Raw genomic sequence first — 18,355 nt, forward strand, 5'->3', positions numbered from 1 at the left:
CATGAAACCACTTACTTCAAATGGACGATTTGATCACATCATGCAAAAGCTTGGGCCATTCTTAGGACTCATCATCCTTGTCGCCATTGTTTCTATTTTAAACCCGGCCTTTTTAGAGCCATTAAACATCTTAAACTTACTGAGACAAATCTCCATTAATGCCCTCATTGCCTTTGGGATGACGTTTGTTATTTTAACTGGAGGCATTGATTTATCTGTCGGTGCCATTCTTGCACTGTCCAGTGCCCTGACTGCCGGCTTTATCGTTTCTGGCATGGACCCGATTTTAGCCATTATCGTCGGCTGTATCATCGGTGCCGTTCTTGGGATGATCAACGGTCTTTTAATTACAAAAGGAAAAATGGCTCCTTTTATCGCAACGCTTGCCACGATGACGATTTTCAGAGGTTTGACACTCGTTTATACAGACGGAAACCCAATTACTGGGCTTGGCTCTAACTATGCCTTTCAGTTATTCGGCCGCGGATATTTCTTAGGCATTCCTGTTCCAGCGATCACGATGCTTCTCACCTTTATCGTACTTTGGGTACTGCTTCATAAAACACCTTTCGGCAGAAGAACATATGCCATCGGCGGGAATGAAAAAGCGGCTCTCATCTCAGGAATCAAAGTACCGCGCGTGAAAATTATGATCTATTCATTAGCAGGCTTCATGTCTGCCTTAGCAGGTGCGATCTTAACATCTCGTCTAAATTCAGCGCAGCCAACAGCTGGTACGTCCTATGAGCTTGATGCCATTGCTGCCGTCGTACTTGGCGGGACAAGCCTGTCCGGCGGAAGAGGACGAATTGTCGGCACACTCATCGGGGTGCTCATTATCGGTGTCCTGAACAATGGTATGAACTTACTTGGTGTTTCATCATTCTATCAATCTGTTGTGAAAGGGATTGTCATCTTGATTGCAGTCCTGCTAGACAGAAAGAAATCTGCTTAAGGAGGCAGCTGCTATGAAAAAATATCTTATTCTCATCCTGACTCTCTCTTTGTTTCTGCTTTCTGCCTGCTCGCTTGAACCGCCGGAGTGGGCCAAGTCATCTAAGGATGGCAAGAAAAAAGACATCAAAATCGGTCTGTCGATCTCGACATTAAATAACCCATTCTTCGTTTCTCTGAAAAACGGTGTGACAAAAGAAGCAAAAAAGCTTGGCATTGAAGTCGTGATTGCAGATGCACAAAATGATTCAGCTAAACAAACAAGTGATGTAGAAGATTTAATTCAGCAAGGTGTCGACGCATTGCTCATCAACCCAGCGGATTCATCTGCCATATCAACCGCTGTCGAATCAGCAAACGCTTCAGATATACCTGTCATCACATTAGACCGCTCAGCCGAAAGTGGAAAGGTAGAAGCACTTGTCGCCTCAGATAACGTCAAAGGCGGAGAAATGGCAGCTAAATTTATCATTGACAAGGTTGGCAAAGGAGCAAAAGTCGCTGAATTAGAAGGCGTACCAGGCGCTTCCGCTACACGTGAGCGTGGAAAAGGATTCCATCAAATAGCGGATAAAGATCTAAAAGTGACAGCAAAACAAGCTGCTGACTTCGACCGGACAAAAGGACTGAATGTCATGGAAAACCTTCTTCAAGGAAACCCTGACATCAAAGCCGTTTTTGCCCACAATGATGAAATGGCTCTCGGCGCACTAGAAGCGATTCAAAGCTCTGGGAAAGACATTCTTGTCGTTGGCTTTGACGGCAACGAAGATGCACTCAGCTCGATCAAAGCAGGAAAGCTCTCTGCAACGGTTGCGCAGCAGCCAGAGCTGATCGGTCAACTGGCAGTCGGTGCTGCAAACGACGTATTAAAAGGGAAAAAAGTACAAAAGAACATCGCAGCTCCACTCAAACTAGAACAGAAGAAATAAACAGAAAACCCCCGATATCCCTCGGGGGTATTTTTCTATTACTGTGGTCTTTTCAGCACAAATGACGTGCCTAAATGGGCATAATCATTACCTGCTAGGCGAGCGACTGGTTTCAGTTCATTAGTAGAAACATAGCCTTTTTCTGCATCATAAACAGCCTCATCTAAATGTGCACATACAACCCGGCCAATGATATGATCAACTGTGATCTCCCCTTCATCATTTTGAAAGGTCAGATGTTTTTCCAGCTGACATTCAAAACGAATGCGTGCTTCCTTGATCCCCGGCACCGAAATGACATGACTCTCTACTTGATGAAGTCCGGTGCGATCCAGCTCACTCTCTTCCCTAGGCAGAGTAGCAGCTGTTTCATTAATATCTTCTATCATGCCTGCATCACTCACATGAACGACAAACTCTTTCTTATCGATGATATGCTGCGCAGTATCTTTCATCTGACCATCACGTCGTCCGATAGAAACCGCAATGAGCGGCGGGTGTCCGCTGATGACATTAAAGAAACTAAATGGTGCGGCATTGACGACATTTTCTTTAGATAGACTTGTAATAAATGCAATCGGTCTTGGAACGATAGATCCAGATAATAATTTATATGCCTCTTTTCGTGACAGCTGATCCAGTAGCAATGTAATCAATTCAGGTACGCCTCCTTTTAATGTAACGACATCATACCATACCCCTTTCTCTATACCTCTTATTCCAGCTCGGTGCGATGCAGGATATGGTGGACCAAATGAAATAAAGCAGGATTATGATTTTCACGCCTATAGGAAATCGTCCATTCCGCTAGAAGCTGTTCATCCTCAATGGAGCGATATACAACATCCAGATTAAATAAACGCCGGGCTGATTGTGGAATCACTGCAATACCGATCCCTGCTGTGACAAGGCCAATGATCATTTGATATTCCGCCGCTTCCTGCACGATATTTGGAGAAAACCCGTACTTTTCACATAGCAGGACAAAGTGCTGATAAAGAGACGGCCATGATTCCTGTGATAAAGAAATAATCGGTTCATGACGGATATCTTCAATCGCGACCGTCTCTTTTTTAGCCAATCGATGATTTTTTGGAATCGCAAAAATACATTCACTTTGCTTCATCAAACGACTGACTAATTCTTCATGCGGCGATGTAGGGTGTAAAAAACCGATATCAATCTCACCATTTAAAAGTGCCTCTAGCTGCTGCGGAACGGAAAGCTGCTGCAGCTCAATACTGACAGAGGGATACAGCTCCCTGAATTCACGTACAACGGGCGGCAGAATATCATATGTCGCAGTTCCAACAAAACCTATGATGATTTTCCCCAGCTCTCCTCTTGCTGTATGACGGGCATGATCAACGGCTTTATCAAGCTGCTGCAGCACTCCCCGAACCTCATGTAAAAAGACCTTTCCAGCTGCTGTTAGCTCCACCACCCGCTTCGACCGGTGAAATAAAGGAAAACCCAATTCTTCCTCAAACTGCTTAATTTGCTGACTAAGTGGAGGCTGTGTCATATTCAACCGCGCGGCTGCTCTGCCAAAATGCAGCTCCTCCGCTACTGTGACAAAATACTGCAAATGTCTCAGTTCCATCCTTTCACTCCTCACACACTTATTCGTGAAACATATCAAAACCACGTTAAACATATATTGGAAAATTTATTTTATGAAATGTATAGTAAATCATATCATGAAAATATATTTTCATAAAAAATTTTACTTGCCGAAAGGAGTGCGGGGTAAATGAAATCTCAAGCACAACCCCTAACAAGACGAGGAGCAGAGTTGATTGTTGATACGCTGATTGCTCAAGGTGTGACCCATGTTTTTGCGATTCCAGGTGCAAAAATTGACGCTGTATTTGATGTATTAAAAGACAGAGGTCCAGAGCTTGTCCTATGCAGACACGAACAAAATGCAGCCTTTATGGCAGCTGCTGTCGGACGTTTAACTGGCAAACCAGGTGTTTGTCTCGTCACATCAGGTCCTGGTGCATCTAATTTAGCAACAGGTCTATTAACAGCCAATACAGAAGGTGATCCTGTTGTCGCAATCGCTGGAAACGTCATTCGTGCAGATCGTCTGAAACGAACACATCAATCACTCGACAATGCGGCATTATTCAAACCAGTCACAAAATATAGCGTTGAAGTACAAGACGTAAACAATATACCAGAAGCATTAACAAATGCTTTTCGCGCGGCACAAAAAGGGCAGGCTGGAGCAGCATTTATCAGCTTTCCACAAGATGTCGTGACAGAACACACCACACAAACACCAGTGTCTGCTCACCCTTCTCCAGAAATAGGTCCTGCACCAGATGCTCTCATCAGTTCGGCTATCGCCAAAATTCAAAATGCACACTTACCTATTGCGATTGTGGGAATGAAAGCTAGTCGTCCAGCTGCTGCAAATGCCACAAGAGCATTATTAAAAACACTTGGTATCCCATTTGTTGAAACGTACCAAGGAGCCGGCGTTCTCTCAAGAGAGCTCGAGTCTCAATATGTAGGCAGAATCGGCTTATTCCGTAATCAGCCGGGTGATCTTCTCATTGAACATGCAGATGTCCTTTTGACCATTGGCTTTGATCCAATTGAATATGATCCGAAGCATTGGAATCTTCAGCCGCAGCAGCGTCAGATCATCCATGTTGATGATATGCAGGCAGATATTGACCATTTTTATGAGCCAGCGCTTGAGCTTATAGGCAATATTTCTGAAACCGTCAAACATCTCGCGCATGACAGTGTTCCCCTTTCTCTAAGCAAAGAGAACATAGAATTAGTCACTGAATTACAGGAACTATTAAGCGACATCGAAAAGACACCAGAAAGAGAAAGTCATCGATCTCACCCACTGGATGTCATTCATACATTGAGACGTCTGATTCCTGATGACACGAAGGTCACGTGTGATATCGGATCTCACGCGATTTGGATGTCCCGTCACTTCCGCGTCTATGAACCGAACTCATTCCTGGTGAGTAACGGCATGCAAACATTAGGCGTCGCATTACCATGGGCAATTGCGGCTTCTATCATGAATCCAGATGAAAAGATTATCTCGGTCTCAGGTGATGGCGGTTTTCTCTTCTCCGCAATGGAGCTAGAAACAGCAGTCCGGAAGAAAACAAACCTCGTTCACCTTGTTTGGAACGACAGCACATACGACATGGTCGCGTTCCAGCAGGAAATGAAATATGACCGTACATCCTGCGTTGAATTCGGGCAGATCGATTTAGTGAAATATGCGGAAAGCTTTGGAGCGACTGGACTAAGGGTCAACTCACCTGAGGAGCTTTCAACCGTCCTTCAAAAGGGTATAAACATAGAAGGACCCGTGATTATTGATATTCCGATTGACTATCAAGACAACCCTGACCTCGCCAGTCAAAAATGGCCAGAAGTCTTTCGCAAGAAACATGCAATGAACGTCAGATAAGACTTCGATACATTACATTAAAGGAGTGAGCGGTTATGGGTATGATGCACCCAATGAATCAACAGAATGAGACAAGACAGCATGACAAACAGCAAGAGGTCTATCAAGTATCGACAATGACCTCCCTGCTGGAAGCCGTATATGATGGAGATTTCTCCCTCGCACATATTCCTGAACACGGTGATTTTGGCATCGGTACATTCAATCAATTAGATGGAGAGCTGATCGGCTTTGACGGCGCATTCTACCGGCTGCGCTCGGATGGAACAGCGACACCGGTCACCAATCAAGATTATTCACCATTCTGCTCTCTAGCATTCTTTGAAACAGATATCGTTCATCGAATTGATGCACCTATGACATCCAAAGAGCTGGAAGAAGAAATCGACCGCATTTTACCAAGTAAGAATATCTTTTATGCGGTCCGCATTGATGGATCTTTCAAAAAGGTTCAAACACGTACGGTTGAAAAACAGGAAAAACCTTACGTTCCGATGGTAGAAGCAGTCAAGTCTCAGCCTATTTTCGACTTCGAGGATATTCAAGGCACGATCGCAGGCTTCCGTACACCGCAGTATGCACATGGCATTGCGGTGAGTGGATATCATCTTCATTTTATTGATGAAGATCGAAGTGTTGGCGGACACGTATTTGATTACACCGTTGATCAAGTCACCATCCGCATTTCCCAAAAACGCCATATGAATTTACACCTGCCAAATACGCAGGAATTCTTCCAAGCAGACATTGATCGAGCTGATCTTGCACAGCAAATTGCCAGTGCAGAAAGCAGCCCAGATCAATAAATGAAGACACCCCGTTGATTCCGGGGTGTTTTTTTATGCACAAAGATGATTTCTTGCACGTGATGTTTTCGTTTCGATAGCAAAATAGAAATTATCCAGTCTATTCGTAATGAAATATGATAGAATATCAACAGAAGAAAGGTGGTTATACGGTGTCAAAAGACTATAGCATTCCAAACCTAACATTAGACGAAAGAGATAAACAAATTCTATCCCTATTACACGAGGACGGGCGCATGTCTTATACAGATCTCGGCAAACAGGTCGGTCTGTCACGTGTAGCCGTACAAGCCCGCATTCAGCAGCTCATTGAAGCAGGGGTCATTGAACGATTCACCGCTGTAATTAACCCCGCGAAGGTTGGCATTCATGTCTCTGTCTTCTTTAATGTAGAGGTAGAGCCAAAATTTTTAGAAGCGGTTGCCCTTCAGCTTGAAAAGGAAACGGCTGTCACAAGTCTTTATCACATGACAGGACCAAGCAAGCTGCATATGCATGGCATTTTTCAACATGAACAGGAAATGGAGACTTTCCTGACAAAAAAGCTATACCCTTTAGAAGGAGTCGTCAGTGTGGACTGCCAAATGCTCATTAAACGATACAAAAGCCGCATGGGCATGAAATTGTAGACAGGAGTTGAACCACTTGCAATCATATATCGAACTCATTATCGCTATGGTGCGAACCGGGATTCTCGGTTTTGGCGGAGGCCCTTCCGTCATACCGCTTATTCGCCATGAAGCGGTGGTGAAATATCAATGGATCAACGATGACGAATTCGGAGAAACACTCGCCATCGCCAATGCCTTACCAGGCCCGATCGCAACAAAAATGTCAGCATACCTCGGCTATCGATTAAAGGGTGTATCTGGCGCAATTGTTGCCACAGCTGCTCATATTTTACCTACTTGTCTCGCCATGGTAGCCCTTGTCACGCTTGTCAGCGTCTTAAGCTCCTCACAAATCATTCAAAATATGATTGGCGCTGTGACCCCTGTCATAGCGGTTCTGTTAGGCATCATGGCATATGAATTTGGACAAAAAACGCTGAAAGGATTCGGCATGATCTTCGGGATCGCTCTATTCCTTCTTGCCTTTATTGGACTGCAAGTGCTGTCCATTCATCCAGGAATCATTGTGATGATCTTTTTATTTTATGGCGCTTTTCATTTTAAACTGAAAAATCGGTGGAATCGGCCAAATAAAGAGAAAGGAGTGTCTTCATGATCCTGATTCTCTTTTTATTCTGGGCATTCTTTTTATCCAATCTATTAGGATATGGCGGTGGTCCTGCATCAATCCCGCTCAATTATGAAGAAATCGTCAATCATTTTCATTGGATGACGAACGAAGGATTCTCCAATATGCTGGCTTTAGCCAATGCACTGCCGGGGCCAATCGCTACGAAGATTGCAGCATATGTCGGTTATGACGTCATGGGCTGGCCAGGCTTTATCGTGGCACTGCTTGCCACTGTACTGCCGTCTGCTGTTGGGCTGATTTTATTGCTCAAGCTGATTGACCGCTTTCGTCAATCTCCCGTCGTTAAAGGCATGACCTTATCCGTTCAGCCTGTCATTGCGATGATGATGCTTTTATTAACATGGGAAATCGGCGGAGATGCAGTGAAAGCCATCGGCTGGACGCAATCGCTCGCCATTGCCGCGGTCTCCTTTTTCTTCATGACCAAATTCAAGCTGCACCCTGCTTTTCTGATTGTGGCTGCTTTCTTATATGGCGGATTCATTCTGCCGCATTCATAAAAACCGATAACATTCACTGTTATCGGTTTTCTTTTACATATAAATTGGAGAAACTGATCTGCGCCCAATCGAATGATACTCGACCCCAGCTTGTTCTGCCGCTTCAAGTGTATGACAGTTTCGTCCATCGAAAATAAGCGGCCGCTTCATCCATTTCTTATAGGAAGCAAGTGGAAACGACTGAATATCCGCCCACTCTGTTAATAGACAGACCGCATCAGCATCCTTGATCGCTTCTTCAATCGTTTGAGCAAATAAGACTTGATCCGGCAGCTCGCGAGCTGCATGCCTGGCAGCAACAGGATCATATGCCACAAGCTCCGCACCTAATTGATGGAGCTCATGAGCGATCGGAATAGATGGCGCCTCCCTCATATCGTCTGTATTCGGTTTAAAGGACAGACCAAGAAGCGCAATTCGCTTCCCTTCAAGAGCTGCCCCCAGCCGATCCTGAATATTTCGGATAAAACCTGCCCGCTGCTCATTATTTACTTTGATGACAGCCTTTAGCAGCTCAAAATCATGGGACACATGCCCTGCAATTTGGACAAGTGCATTTGTATCCTTTGGAAAACAAGAACCACCGTAGCCAATGCCCGCTCTGAGAAAGGACGAACCGATCCGCTGATCAAGCCCCATTCCCTGCGCCACCCATTCAACATCAGCCCCTGTTTTTTCACAAATGGAGGCAATCTCATTCATAAAGCTGATTTTTGTCGCAAGAAATGCATTTGATGCATACTTGATCATTTCAGCACTTTTACGGTCTGTTTTGACCATTGGAAGGTGGAAATCAGCATACATCTCCTCCAGCTGATCTAATACGACTTTTGTTTCAGCTCCAATCACAAGCCGGTCCGCCCTCAATGTATCTGAAATGGCAGAGCCTTCCCGTAAAAATTCTGGGTTAGATGCAATCGCTAGCGGCTCCTTCCGTCCTAATTCTTGATGGATCAACTGATCGATTTGATCACCCGTTCCAACAGGCACCGTACTTTTCACCACAAGGATCGCCCCTGACTTTGCTTTTATCCCCATCTCTTTTGCAGCCTGAAACACATACTGTAAATCAGCTTGGCCATCTGCCTGCTGCGGGGTGCCGACTGCAATCATTAACACATCTGCCCGCGGGTAGACTTCCGCTCCATTTATGTGAAAATGAATTCGTCCCTGCTCAAGATTGCGTTTCAATAGCTCTTTTAACCCTGGCTCATACATTGGGGGATTTCCCTGTTTCAGCTGCATGACCTTTCGGCGGTCAATATCAATACACGCGACATCATGTCCTGCCTCCGCTAAACACACACCTGTCACAAGCCCCACATACCCACAGCCTGCAATCGCAATATTCATGACACCATCAGCTCCCCATACTCCTTATGCTTGTAATGACATCGTATGCCGGGAGCTTTCATTCCATTCTTAAAAGCATACAAAAACCCCCTGCCATCACTAGCAGGGGGTCACTTTTATGAAACAAGACCATTTCGAATATGAGCAATCAGATTTTCAAGCATTTCTTTTGTTGTGACATCATTTGAATTTTCACCAATATCATGAGCGTACATCAAAATCTTTAAAAATTCTTCTTGATTTAAACCCTTATTATCCATGTCTGTATCCTTTCGATTCCACTAATTTCATTATTATATGCTGTAAGGTTGGTTTATGCAATACTCTATTACATCATTCGACAGCTTTTGAAATTTATGACCATTTTCATGAAAAACTTTTTTATGAATCCCCATTGAGCTATAATAAAAGAATTGGAATCTTTTACTTGGTTAGGAGCGGATCAAATGCTTCAGCACAACATCAACGAAGAAGAAATCAAACAAACTGCCGAACAGATCAAAGAACTTCTTCCTGCAACAGATGAGAACAAACAACTCATCAAAAAAGCATTGATTACTTATAGACAGGACAGCGTATATCGGCTCAAGCAAGAGTCTGATACCGAATGGTCAGCTTATGTACATGACGTCGTGGCAGCAAAGGTCCACCTTCATGTGCTGTTTCCTGTGAGAAGCAGCTGCTCATGTCCAGCAGATGGACTTTGCAAACACATTCTTGCTGTCTTCTTTTCGCTATACGCTCAAGTAGAGAGTGTGACCGGATTTACAGAAAATTGGTCAGAAAAAGATGAATTACAGCGCAGCAAAGAACTGATTCGCCAGCACTTCCAAGTGAAGCGCCCAGACGAACAATCACTCCAAAGCTGGCTGACTTTTTTCCAAGAGGAATTTAACCTCTGGCTGAAACGGACACCGAAGCATCAGCAAACACCGCAGCATTTGTATTACGGCTATTTATCGATCCTAAAAAAACACGCACCTGCTTCACCTGAATTCAAGAGCTTGTATGCGATTCATACGTCGATCGATGTATGGCTGAGGCTTCATGAACTCATCGACCTCGGCCGGCTTGATGCCGAAAAGGACTTTTATTCCATGAATCCATATGTAGAACAGCTCATGAACACCATTTTCGATTCAGTGGATCATTTGAAGACATACGCCCTTTCCTTTTCCCTCGATCCGTTTCTTGAAAACACACCAACTGCCGTTCGCACACTTCTTCAAATCAATGGACCTTTCCAGCATGAACGAGTAGCGGTCTTTATGGAGATTTGGGGCACCATATTAAATAGAGGGAAATGGGTCAAAAAAGAAACAGAATTACTCAAGAACGCACAGAAGAAAGAACAAACGGTTGAACGTACCATCGGCCTGATGCACATGGATTATTTACTGAAAGAAGACGAAAGCCTCTTTCAGCAATTACAGCTGCTCAATGCGGATATGCTGCCAAATGTGCTTAATTGGCTGAAGGATCTCACAAACCGAAAGGACTGGAAGCGCCTCAAGCTCTGGTATCATGAAATCACCTATATATTAGAGGAATATTGCCAGCTCGACCTTTCCTATAGAGAACTGCGGGGAGCCGTCAGTGATTTCTTCTTTTATTTAGATGCATACTTTAAGCAGACGAAGGATCATCATTTATATGAACGCTACCTACAAATCTGTATGCCCTATGCGTTTACAGAATACAGTCAGCTCTTGTATGCACAGCAGCGTTATGCGGAATGGATTGAGATTCACAGCCTTGTTGGTTTCTCCATTAGTGAACTGGAGAAGGATTTGATCAAACAGATTGCAAAAGAGGAGCCGGAAGCCCTCATTCCATCGTACCACCGTGAAATCTCACTGCTTCTCGATCAAAAGAATCGAAGTGCTTATCGAGAGTCTGTGAAAATGCTGAAGAAACTGCGTACGCTTTATCATAAAACGAAAAAAACCGTGATCTGGGAAAGGTATGTAAAGCAGCTGCAAGATTCAACAAAACGGCTGCGTGCGTTCCAAGAGGAAATGAAGAAAGGAAAATTGATTGATGACACGCCATAAACAAATTGTCATTCATGCAGAACAAACTGAAGATTTCTCTTTCACCATTTCAGCGCAAGCAGAGGACGGACACCCTGTTCCGCTTAATGAAATGAAGAGGCAGCTTTTCCAATGGCACGAATCTTCTTTCTACGGAACATTTTTAGAAGATGTCAGCTTTATTGGCACTCCTGCCTTTCTGTTAAGCCCTTGGATGACCGTTGAATTGCTAGGAAAAAATTCATTTAATACGTTTAGTCATGTGACATTAACGGATGAAACGGAACCACTGATGAAGACTGCCTCCACCATTTACGAATTCATCGAGGACGAAGATTTCGTTCCCGATTATGAGGCGTGGACAAAAGGCGAGCTTCGGTTTAAAGATAAAGAAGGCCTATTAGATGGTTATACGGCTGATTGGTTCTCCTTTGCTGTACAGGATTACATTCAGTATGATGATGCCTTGCAGCACAAATGGGAACTCATGAACGCACAATCGCCTGCGCTCTCAACCTTCCAAGGACATTTTCTAGATGAGCAGGATTTCTTAGAGACGATTGGCTGGATAGATGATGAGACGCCGTTCACTGTCGGCTTGCGCTTAAATGAACCGGATTTTGACGGAGATGATTGGAAAATCGAATTGTTTTTGCGGGACAAGAAAAACAGTGACCTTCACTTTTTTGAAGGCATTCGTTCATTGAAAAGGTCTTGGCATCCGTATCAAGATAAAATTTCAAGAGAGCTGGAACGATTCAGTCAAATTGTCCCTTGGCTTTCTTTCACATCTGGCACCACACTTATGTCAGAAGAAGAAGCATGGCTCTTCCTATCTGAAGCAAGTGAAACACTTGTCAATATGGGCATTGAGATTCTGCTCCCATCGTGGTGGCAAATTGTTAAAGACAGCACGATGATGTTAAAAGCAAGGATTTCTTCTACACCGCGAGGCGAATCGCATGTCGGAATGGACGCATTAATGGACTTTAATTGGCGCTTTGCTACAAACGGCATTGAACTGACAGAAGATGAGTTCAACGAGCTTGTCCAAAGCAAACGACGCCTTGTCAACATTCGAGGACAATGGATCAAAATAGACCCGACCTTCATTCAGCAAATGAAAAAGTGGATGGAGCGTGCCGAAAATGAAGGGCTTCACATGTCTGATATTTTGTCACGCGAACTGGCAGATCAAGAAGCTTCCTCTGAATCGATTCCAGAACTACTAGACAGTTCAGCATTTGCCCATATTCAATTTGAACTTTCATCGCAATTAAGAGGGCTTGTCCACCAATTAAATGATTCGCACGAGCTGCCTTCTTACGAAATGAGTGAGTCCTTCAAAGGCAAACTGCGTCCGTATCAGCAGCATGGCGTAAATTGGCTTTTATTTTTAAGATCTCATGGATTTGGGGCTTGTTTAGCAGATGATATGGGTCTTGGAAAAACGATTCAAATGATCGCGTATTTCACGTATTTGAAGGAGCAGGAGCAAAATGCCGCTCCCTCTCTCATCATTGCGCCGACCTCTGTTTTAGGAAACTGGCAGCGAGAGCTCGAAACATTCGCACCACATTTGAAGGTTGCCCTGCATTATGGCCCATCGCGTCCACAGGGAGAGGACTTCACAAAAACATATGAGTCAACAGATATTGTTTTGACGTCTTATGGACTCTCACATTCTGATCGTGATGAATTAACGGCAGCAAAGTGGAATACCATTTGCTTAGACGAAGCCCAAAACATCAAGAACGCCCATACGAAACAATCGAGAGCGATTAGACAGCTCAAAGGACAGCATCACATTGCCCTCAGCGGGACACCAATGGAAAACCGTTTGACAGAGCTTTGGTCCATATTCGACTTCGTCAACAAAGGATATCTCGGCAGCCTGACCAGCTTCCATAAAAAGTTCGTCCTTCCGATTGAAAAAGACCGTGAAGAAAAAAGAATTGAACAGCTCCAGCAGCTGATCAAACCATTTTTATTAAGACGAACAAAACAAGATGAAGAGGTTGCCCTGAACCTGCCTGAGAAACTCGAAGAAAAAGAATTCATTCCGCTCTCCGCTGAGCAGGCGTCTTTATATGAACAGCTCGTGAAGGATACATTTGAACACATGGCATCATTAACAGGGATGCAGCGAAAAGCCATTATTTTAAGTATGCTTGGCAGACTCAAACAGATTTGTGATCACCCTGCGCTCTATTTAAAAGAGAGCGGAACAGATGTGAAACTGCTGAAACGTTCGTTAAAAATGGATAAACTCGCAGAGCTGTTAAAAGTGATACATGAGCAAGGAGAAAGCTGCCTCATCTTTACGCAGTATATTGAAATGGGCAACATGATCAAGCAGCTGGCAGAAAAGATGTTTGGAGAACCAGTCCAATTTTTAAATGGCAGTCTCTCAAAACAGGAGCGGGACAAAATGGTGGACCGCTTTCAGAAGAAAGAATTCAACATCTTAATTCTCTCTTTAAAGGCAGGAGGAACAGGACTCAACCTAACCGCCGCAAACCATGTCATTCACTACGATAGATGGTGGAATCCTGCTGTGGAAAACCAAGCGACAGACCGAGCTTATCGGATTGGACAAAAACGATTTGTTCACGTCCATAAGATGATCACAACGGGCACAATCGAGGAAAAAATCGATCAAATGCTCGAAACAAAACAAACATTAAATGATCAAATTATCCAAAGCGAGAGCTGGATTACAGAGCTATCGACAAACGAACTAGAAGACTTATTTACCTTAAGTGCCGCCGCTCAATCATCTTAATCACAGCAAAAAGAGGACTTTTCATTAATCTTGAGAAAAGTCCTCTTTTTCATTTCATATAACGTACGCTAAATGTTCAGTTTTTTCAATGCAGATTTCACATTCATATACGTATTTAATTCACGGAAGTCCTCTCTCATTTCTCCCATTTTCATTGCAAGATTCGGTTTAATTCCTGTCACAATGAGTTCAGTACCTGTCATTAAAATCAAATCGTTCAGCTTAAAGATCGCATCTGCCACAAATGAATCCACTGCTAATAATCCGGACAGATCGACAATAAAATAATCATCCTTGGATTGAGAGATATAGGTGGAGACCGTTGAAATGATCTTATCAAATCTAGGCGCTGTTAACGTACCAATGATCGGTAAAACAGAGATACCATCTTTCACAGGAACGATTGGGACCGAAATATTCAGCACTTCATCAATTGATTGCTCAAGAAGCTCCTGCTGTTCCTTCTCTTTCGTGACATCCTTTTGCAGACCAACGAAATAAAGACGTTTTCCTTCCTTTTCGTCAATCCAAAGAGGAGCGACACTTAACTCGTTCCAAAACATTTGTCCAGATTTTTTATAATTTTTCAGCTGAACCGTGACAGCCTCTTTGTTCTCAATGGCTGTTCTAATTTGTTTGAGAGCGATTTGCTCAGTTTCATCTCCCTGAAGGAAACGACAATTCCTCCCCAATACTTCGGTTTCTTGATAGCCTGTCATATCTAAAAAGCCCTTGTTCACATATATTAAAGGATTATCAGGTAAAGACGGGTCCGTCACCGTCAGGCCAACCTGAGTATAGTCCAAGGCTTCCTTGATTAAATGCAGATTTTCGGACTTATAAGATTCCAGCGCCATTCGTTTACTCTCCTTATTTTCCTTACAAGCGGGTTATATTCATAATTAAATTATATGATGTTCCACATCATGTGTAAATAGAAGTGGTTCTGAATTCCTCTTTTGTAGAATGCGCTTCATCCTATGTGATTTATACCACGACATCTGATTCATCTATTTCAAAAGGTGCCGGATCATATGCGCGACTCCGTGTTCATCATTTGATAACGTCACGTGATCAGCGATTTCTTTTATATCCTGTCTCGCATTCCCCATTGCAACCCCAACACCAGCAGCTTGAAGCATTGATTCATCATTTAAACTGTCTCCTACAGCCGCTGCCCTACTTAAAGGAATACCTAGTCTTTCTGCTAGCCTTGTTAATGCCTGCCCTTTAGACGCGTCCTTTGAACCAATTTCAAAGTTATGATCAGCCGAACTGACCAATGTTACATCTGAATCATCACCAAACATATCCCATCCGGCTTTCAATCTGTCTTGAAAAAAAGAAAAACCTAAGATATTGTAAAATGAAAGCTTTCGATCCTCACGAAACAATTCTTTATATGTATCAATATAAGAAAAACCCGACTGGCTGTATTGAACTTCTGCCGCTTGTTTTAAGACATTTTGATCCGTTTCTGGATTTGCACTTTTTAAACGGTCCATTTCAATCGCAAGAAGCTCTCTTCCGCGATTTGGTGTGAAAATGGCTTCGTTTGTAAAGACTTCATAATAATAATCACGTTCTTCAAGCCATGACAATATATGTTTAGCCTTTTCTTCTTGTAAAGCAGCTGAATGGTACACTTGTCCAGTTGGATCATGAATCACAGCTCCATTGGCACTAATCACCCATGTATTCATACCAAGCTGGTCAAAAATAGACCTCACATCAAAATACGCTCTCCCTGTTGACACGACAACCTCAATTCCATTCGCAGCTGCTTCCTTTAATGCCTGCTCGTTTTCCTGACTCACTTTGTGTTCACTGTTCAATAAAGTTCCATCTAAATCCGTTGCGATTAATTGAATGTTTGTCATCGTTCTCTCCTTTTTGTCTTTATTTTCAACCGACATACCGTTAACAAAATCCATCATCATTATGAAATGAGTATCCACTATTTGCAAGAGCTGATCGGTTAAACAGTGAATAAAAGGGTATCCGGCCACGCAAATATGACCGGATACACACAAAGGGGATTCACAAGGGGACACATGACCTATACAAAGAAGCATTGGTTCTATATTACGCAGTGTTCATATGAACAAGGCAGCATCTATCAGCTTTAGCTAGAGGGGGGCTGTCAGATGATAGACATTACCTTTTGATTCGGGACTTGCCTCCTTTCCTTTCAGCTACCCCTAGTCTACGGAGAAAGGCCGTATGTGACAAAACAGGAAAATAGCAAAATAGGCCTTCAAATTCTCTATATCCTCATTAATTTCTGTTTTTTACCGCTTGCGTATAAAACATCATCTTGTTTTGTTTGATAAAATACTTATTTTTCATAAATTGATAAAAAATATCTGAATGAATCCAATTACTAGAAGGCATGTGAATATAATCAGATCCATCCCACGCAAACCAATAAAAACAAAGCCGGCCATCATGAACCGACAACTGAAACTCAAAACAGTCCATTTGATCCTCGGTGACATATTGAAACGTGAGTGACTCTCCTTCTTCCATATACACATCACAAAATGAAAGAATATCTCCCCACGAATAAACACGTATATCACTCTTTGCCTTGTCGTCGCCAATATGAATGTTTCTCAATTGATAGGACTCCATAAAACATCTCCTTTCACTCATGTGCAGCTAGTTCTAAGCAGGCAGCGGTTTCATTTATACAGATGTTGTATGCTATAATAATACTTACGAATAATGAACGCTTGTGAGGTGATAAATATGAAAACCTTTAGGCTGATTGATTTAAAAATTGAACTTGATCCACAGCAAGATAAAATGTCCAGCATTCCCCTTCGTGACGGTTTAATCATTAATAAAGAAGACGGTGAAAATCACTGGATGATCGAGGCACTCATTCCAAAGAAACATAGACAGGTGTTTGAGGTACTCTTTCAGCAGCACACAGAAGTGAAGATTCTTGTAACGATCACTAAAGAAAACAACCGCCCTGTTCATCTATCTGTCCAAGTCAAAAACATCGTTGCCTTAGAAGAAAACATTTCTGTGTTACTCGATGGTAAAATGATTACAAATCGTTACAGAACAGAAACTGAAGAAGTATTAAAAGACCTCGTCAAAGAGGGGCTGTCAGGAGAAAAACTACTGGATGCTTTTAAACAAAACACATAAAAAAGAGCGGGATCAGCCGCTCTTTTTCTATTGCACATCTTTAGACTGGCTTTGATTTTTCAATAAATCTCTAATTTCAGTTAGCAAAACTTCCGTTTGATCCGGCGTTTCCACAACCTCTTCTTCCTCAACCTTTTTCCGTTTTAACTTATTCAAATAACGAATAAAGATAAAAATGGAAAACGAGATAATTAAGAAATCAACCACTGTTTGAATAAAGTTCCCATATAAAATTTGAGCGGCTCCGATTTTAATGGATAAACCGCTAAAATCATGCCCTCCAATAATAATACCGACAAGCGGCATGATTAAATCATTCACAAGAGAAGTGACAATTTTGCCAAATGCTCCCCCAATGATGACACCTACTGCCAAGTCAATGACATTGCCCTTGACGGCAAACTCTCTAAATTCTTTCAGCATCCTTTATCACCTTCATCTTTTTTTGTCTAATATGACGTTTTTTTGTCAAAATTGCAAGTCCTTATCCGTTCTAACTGAACGTTTCTAAATAAAAAAGCGATTCATGCTTGATGAACCGCCAGAAAAATCATGATACTTTAGGACCAATAGAAAATGTCAGTTCTGCTTCACATGCAACCTCGCCATCTACCGTCGCTACTGCTTTTCCTTTTGCAACCGGCCCGCGGAGGCGCGTCACTTCAACCTCTAAACGAAGCTGGTCTCCAGGCTTGACCTGTCTTTTGAAGCGGCATCCGTCAATCCCTGCAAACAAACCGATTTTTCCTTTGTTTTCTTCCTTGCCTAACATAATCACACCAAAAACCTGTGCGAGTGCTTCTACTATAAGCACACCCGGCATGACTGGGTAACCAGGGAAATGGCCATTAAAAAATTCTTCATTCACTGTGACATTTTTAATTCCAACCGCTCTTTTTTCTCCCTCGACCTCTAAAATACGGTCGACCAATAAGAATGGATAACGGTGTGGAATAATGTCTTGAATTTGCTGAGCATCAAGCATATCTTGATCTCTCCTTCTTTTCTATATCGCTGATCTTCATTTGATTCCTATAGAAGTATATTATGAATGCTGGCATTTTTCAATATTCGCCTTATGCATATGGTAAAAAATAGAATCTACCATTACCA

At 42.8% G+C, this 18,355-nt stretch carries 19 protein-coding genes; 10 read left to right on the top strand and 9 right to left on the bottom strand.

The window, feature by feature from the left end:
• Position 1: 1 nt before the first annotated feature.
• A complete protein-coding gene (rbsC, locus tag NSS65_RS17280) occupies positions 2–955 on the top strand; it encodes a ribose ABC transporter permease RbsC (RefSeq protein ID WP_024423678.1) in 954 nt (317 codons plus the stop codon).
• A 13-nt stretch (positions 956–968) separates the two neighbouring features.
• Positions 969–1,886 (top strand): ribose ABC transporter substrate-binding protein RbsB, encoded by a 918-nt coding sequence (rbsB, locus tag NSS65_RS17285; protein ID WP_034281181.1) that lies wholly within the window; start codon positions 969–971, stop codon positions 1,884–1,886.
• Positions 1,887–1,924: 38 nt separating this feature from the next.
• Here the strand turns inward: rbsB and NSS65_RS17290 are convergent, their stop codons facing one another.
• Positions 1,925–2,542 carry a flavin reductase family protein gene (locus NSS65_RS17290; RefSeq protein ID WP_065214862.1) on the bottom strand — a complete coding sequence of 206 codons (618 nt, stop codon included), beginning with the start codon at positions 2,540–2,542 and terminating at the stop codon, positions 1,925–1,927.
• 59 nt (positions 2,543–2,601) lie between these two features.
• Entirely contained in the window at positions 2,602–3,489 is an 888-nt protein-coding gene (alsR, locus tag NSS65_RS17295) for an acetoin biosynthesis transcriptional regulator AlsR (RefSeq protein ID WP_065214863.1), read from the bottom strand.
• A 150-nt stretch (positions 3,490–3,639) separates the two neighbouring features.
• Between alsR and alsS the strand changes: the two genes are divergently transcribed.
• The 5 genes from alsS (at position 3,640) to NSS65_RS17320 (ending at position 7,909) form a co-directional block, all read left to right on the top strand.
• The gene (alsS, locus tag NSS65_RS17300; RefSeq protein ID WP_070326103.1) at positions 3,640–5,340 is read left to right on the top strand and encodes an acetolactate synthase AlsS; all 1,701 of its coding nucleotides are present in this window, start codon (positions 3,640–3,642) and stop codon (positions 5,338–5,340) included.
• Positions 5,341–5,375: 35 nt separating this feature from the next.
• Complete coding sequence (gene budA / locus NSS65_RS17305) at positions 5,376–6,146, top strand: acetolactate decarboxylase (protein ID WP_070326104.1); 771 nt, start codon at positions 5,376–5,378, stop codon at positions 6,144–6,146.
• 152 nt (positions 6,147–6,298) lie between these two features.
• Entirely contained in the window at positions 6,299–6,775 is a 477-nt protein-coding gene (locus NSS65_RS17310; RefSeq protein ID WP_024426311.1) for an Lrp/AsnC family transcriptional regulator, read from the top strand.
• A gap of 16 nt (positions 6,776–6,791) precedes the next feature.
• On the top strand, positions 6,792–7,373 hold the full coding sequence (locus tag NSS65_RS17315; RefSeq protein WP_081338886.1) for a chromate transporter: 582 nt from the start codon (positions 6,792–6,794) through the stop codon (positions 7,371–7,373).
• Positions 7,373–7,909, top strand: a complete 537-nt coding sequence (locus NSS65_RS17320) for a chromate transporter (RefSeq protein ID WP_070326273.1) — start codon at positions 7,373–7,375, stop codon at positions 7,907–7,909. The genes NSS65_RS17315 and NSS65_RS17320 overlap by 1 nt, the downstream gene beginning before the upstream one ends.
• Before the next feature lie 33 nt (positions 7,910–7,942).
• Here the strand turns inward: NSS65_RS17320 and NSS65_RS17325 are convergent, their stop codons facing one another.
• Together NSS65_RS17325 and NSS65_RS17330 are read right to left on the bottom strand one after the other, a co-directional pair.
• A complete protein-coding gene (locus NSS65_RS17325; RefSeq protein WP_061110174.1) occupies positions 7,943–9,262 on the bottom strand; it encodes a UDP-glucose/GDP-mannose dehydrogenase family protein in 1,320 nt (439 codons plus the stop codon).
• A 116-nt stretch (positions 9,263–9,378) separates the two neighbouring features.
• A complete protein-coding gene (locus NSS65_RS17330; protein WP_003214884.1) occupies positions 9,379–9,522 on the bottom strand; it encodes a hypothetical protein in 144 nt (47 codons plus the stop codon).
• 186 nt (positions 9,523–9,708) lie between these two features.
• Between NSS65_RS17330 and NSS65_RS17335 the strand changes: the two genes are divergently transcribed.
• Both NSS65_RS17335 and NSS65_RS17340 read left to right on the top strand, forming a co-directional pair.
• Positions 9,709–11,316, top strand: a complete 1,608-nt coding sequence (locus NSS65_RS17335; protein WP_326135247.1) for an SWIM zinc finger family protein — start codon at positions 9,709–9,711, stop codon at positions 11,314–11,316.
• Positions 11,303–14,080: a DEAD/DEAH box helicase gene (locus NSS65_RS17340; RefSeq protein WP_125585889.1), complete on the top strand. Its 2,778-nt coding sequence runs from the start codon at positions 11,303–11,305 to the stop codon at positions 14,078–14,080. The genes NSS65_RS17335 and NSS65_RS17340 overlap by 14 nt, the downstream gene beginning before the upstream one ends.
• A 68-nt stretch (positions 14,081–14,148) precedes the next feature.
• On the opposite strand, the gene NSS65_RS17345 is transcribed toward NSS65_RS17340, so the two are convergent.
• From NSS65_RS17345 to NSS65_RS17355, 3 genes are all read right to left on the bottom strand, one after another.
• Positions 14,149–14,937, bottom strand: coding sequence for an STAS domain-containing protein (locus NSS65_RS17345; RefSeq protein ID WP_034281190.1), 789 nt, complete (start codon positions 14,935–14,937; stop codon positions 14,149–14,151).
• Between the two features lie 153 nt (positions 14,938–15,090).
• A complete protein-coding gene (locus NSS65_RS17350; RefSeq protein WP_286072017.1) occupies positions 15,091–15,951 on the bottom strand; it encodes a Cof-type HAD-IIB family hydrolase in 861 nt (286 codons plus the stop codon).
• Between the two features lie 406 nt (positions 15,952–16,357).
• On the bottom strand, positions 16,358–16,714 hold the full coding sequence (locus tag NSS65_RS17355; protein WP_034281192.1) for a hypothetical protein: 357 nt from the start codon (positions 16,712–16,714) through the stop codon (positions 16,358–16,360).
• Positions 16,715–16,831: 117 nt separating this feature from the next.
• On the opposite strand from NSS65_RS17355, the gene NSS65_RS17360 reads away from it, so the two are divergent.
• A complete protein-coding gene (locus NSS65_RS17360) occupies positions 16,832–17,242 on the top strand; it encodes a YwpF-like family protein (RefSeq protein ID WP_024423692.1) in 411 nt (136 codons plus the stop codon).
• Between the two features lie 27 nt (positions 17,243–17,269).
• On the opposite strand, the gene mscL is transcribed toward NSS65_RS17360, so the two are convergent.
• The gene (gene mscL / locus NSS65_RS17365; protein ID WP_024423693.1) at positions 17,270–17,665 is read right to left on the bottom strand and encodes a large conductance mechanosensitive channel protein MscL; all 396 of its coding nucleotides are present in this window, start codon (positions 17,663–17,665) and stop codon (positions 17,270–17,272) included.
• 127 nt (positions 17,666–17,792) lie between these two features.
• On the bottom strand, positions 17,793–18,227 hold the full coding sequence (gene fabZ, locus NSS65_RS17370; RefSeq protein ID WP_012011512.1) for a 3-hydroxyacyl-ACP dehydratase FabZ: 435 nt from the start codon (positions 18,225–18,227) through the stop codon (positions 17,793–17,795).
• Positions 18,228–18,355 lie beyond the last annotated feature (128 nt).

It is taken from the genome of Bacillus sp. FSL K6-1006 (assembly GCF_038593175.1).
GTDB classification, from domain to species: Bacteria; Bacillota; Bacilli; order Bacillales; family Bacillaceae; genus Bacillus; species Bacillus safensis.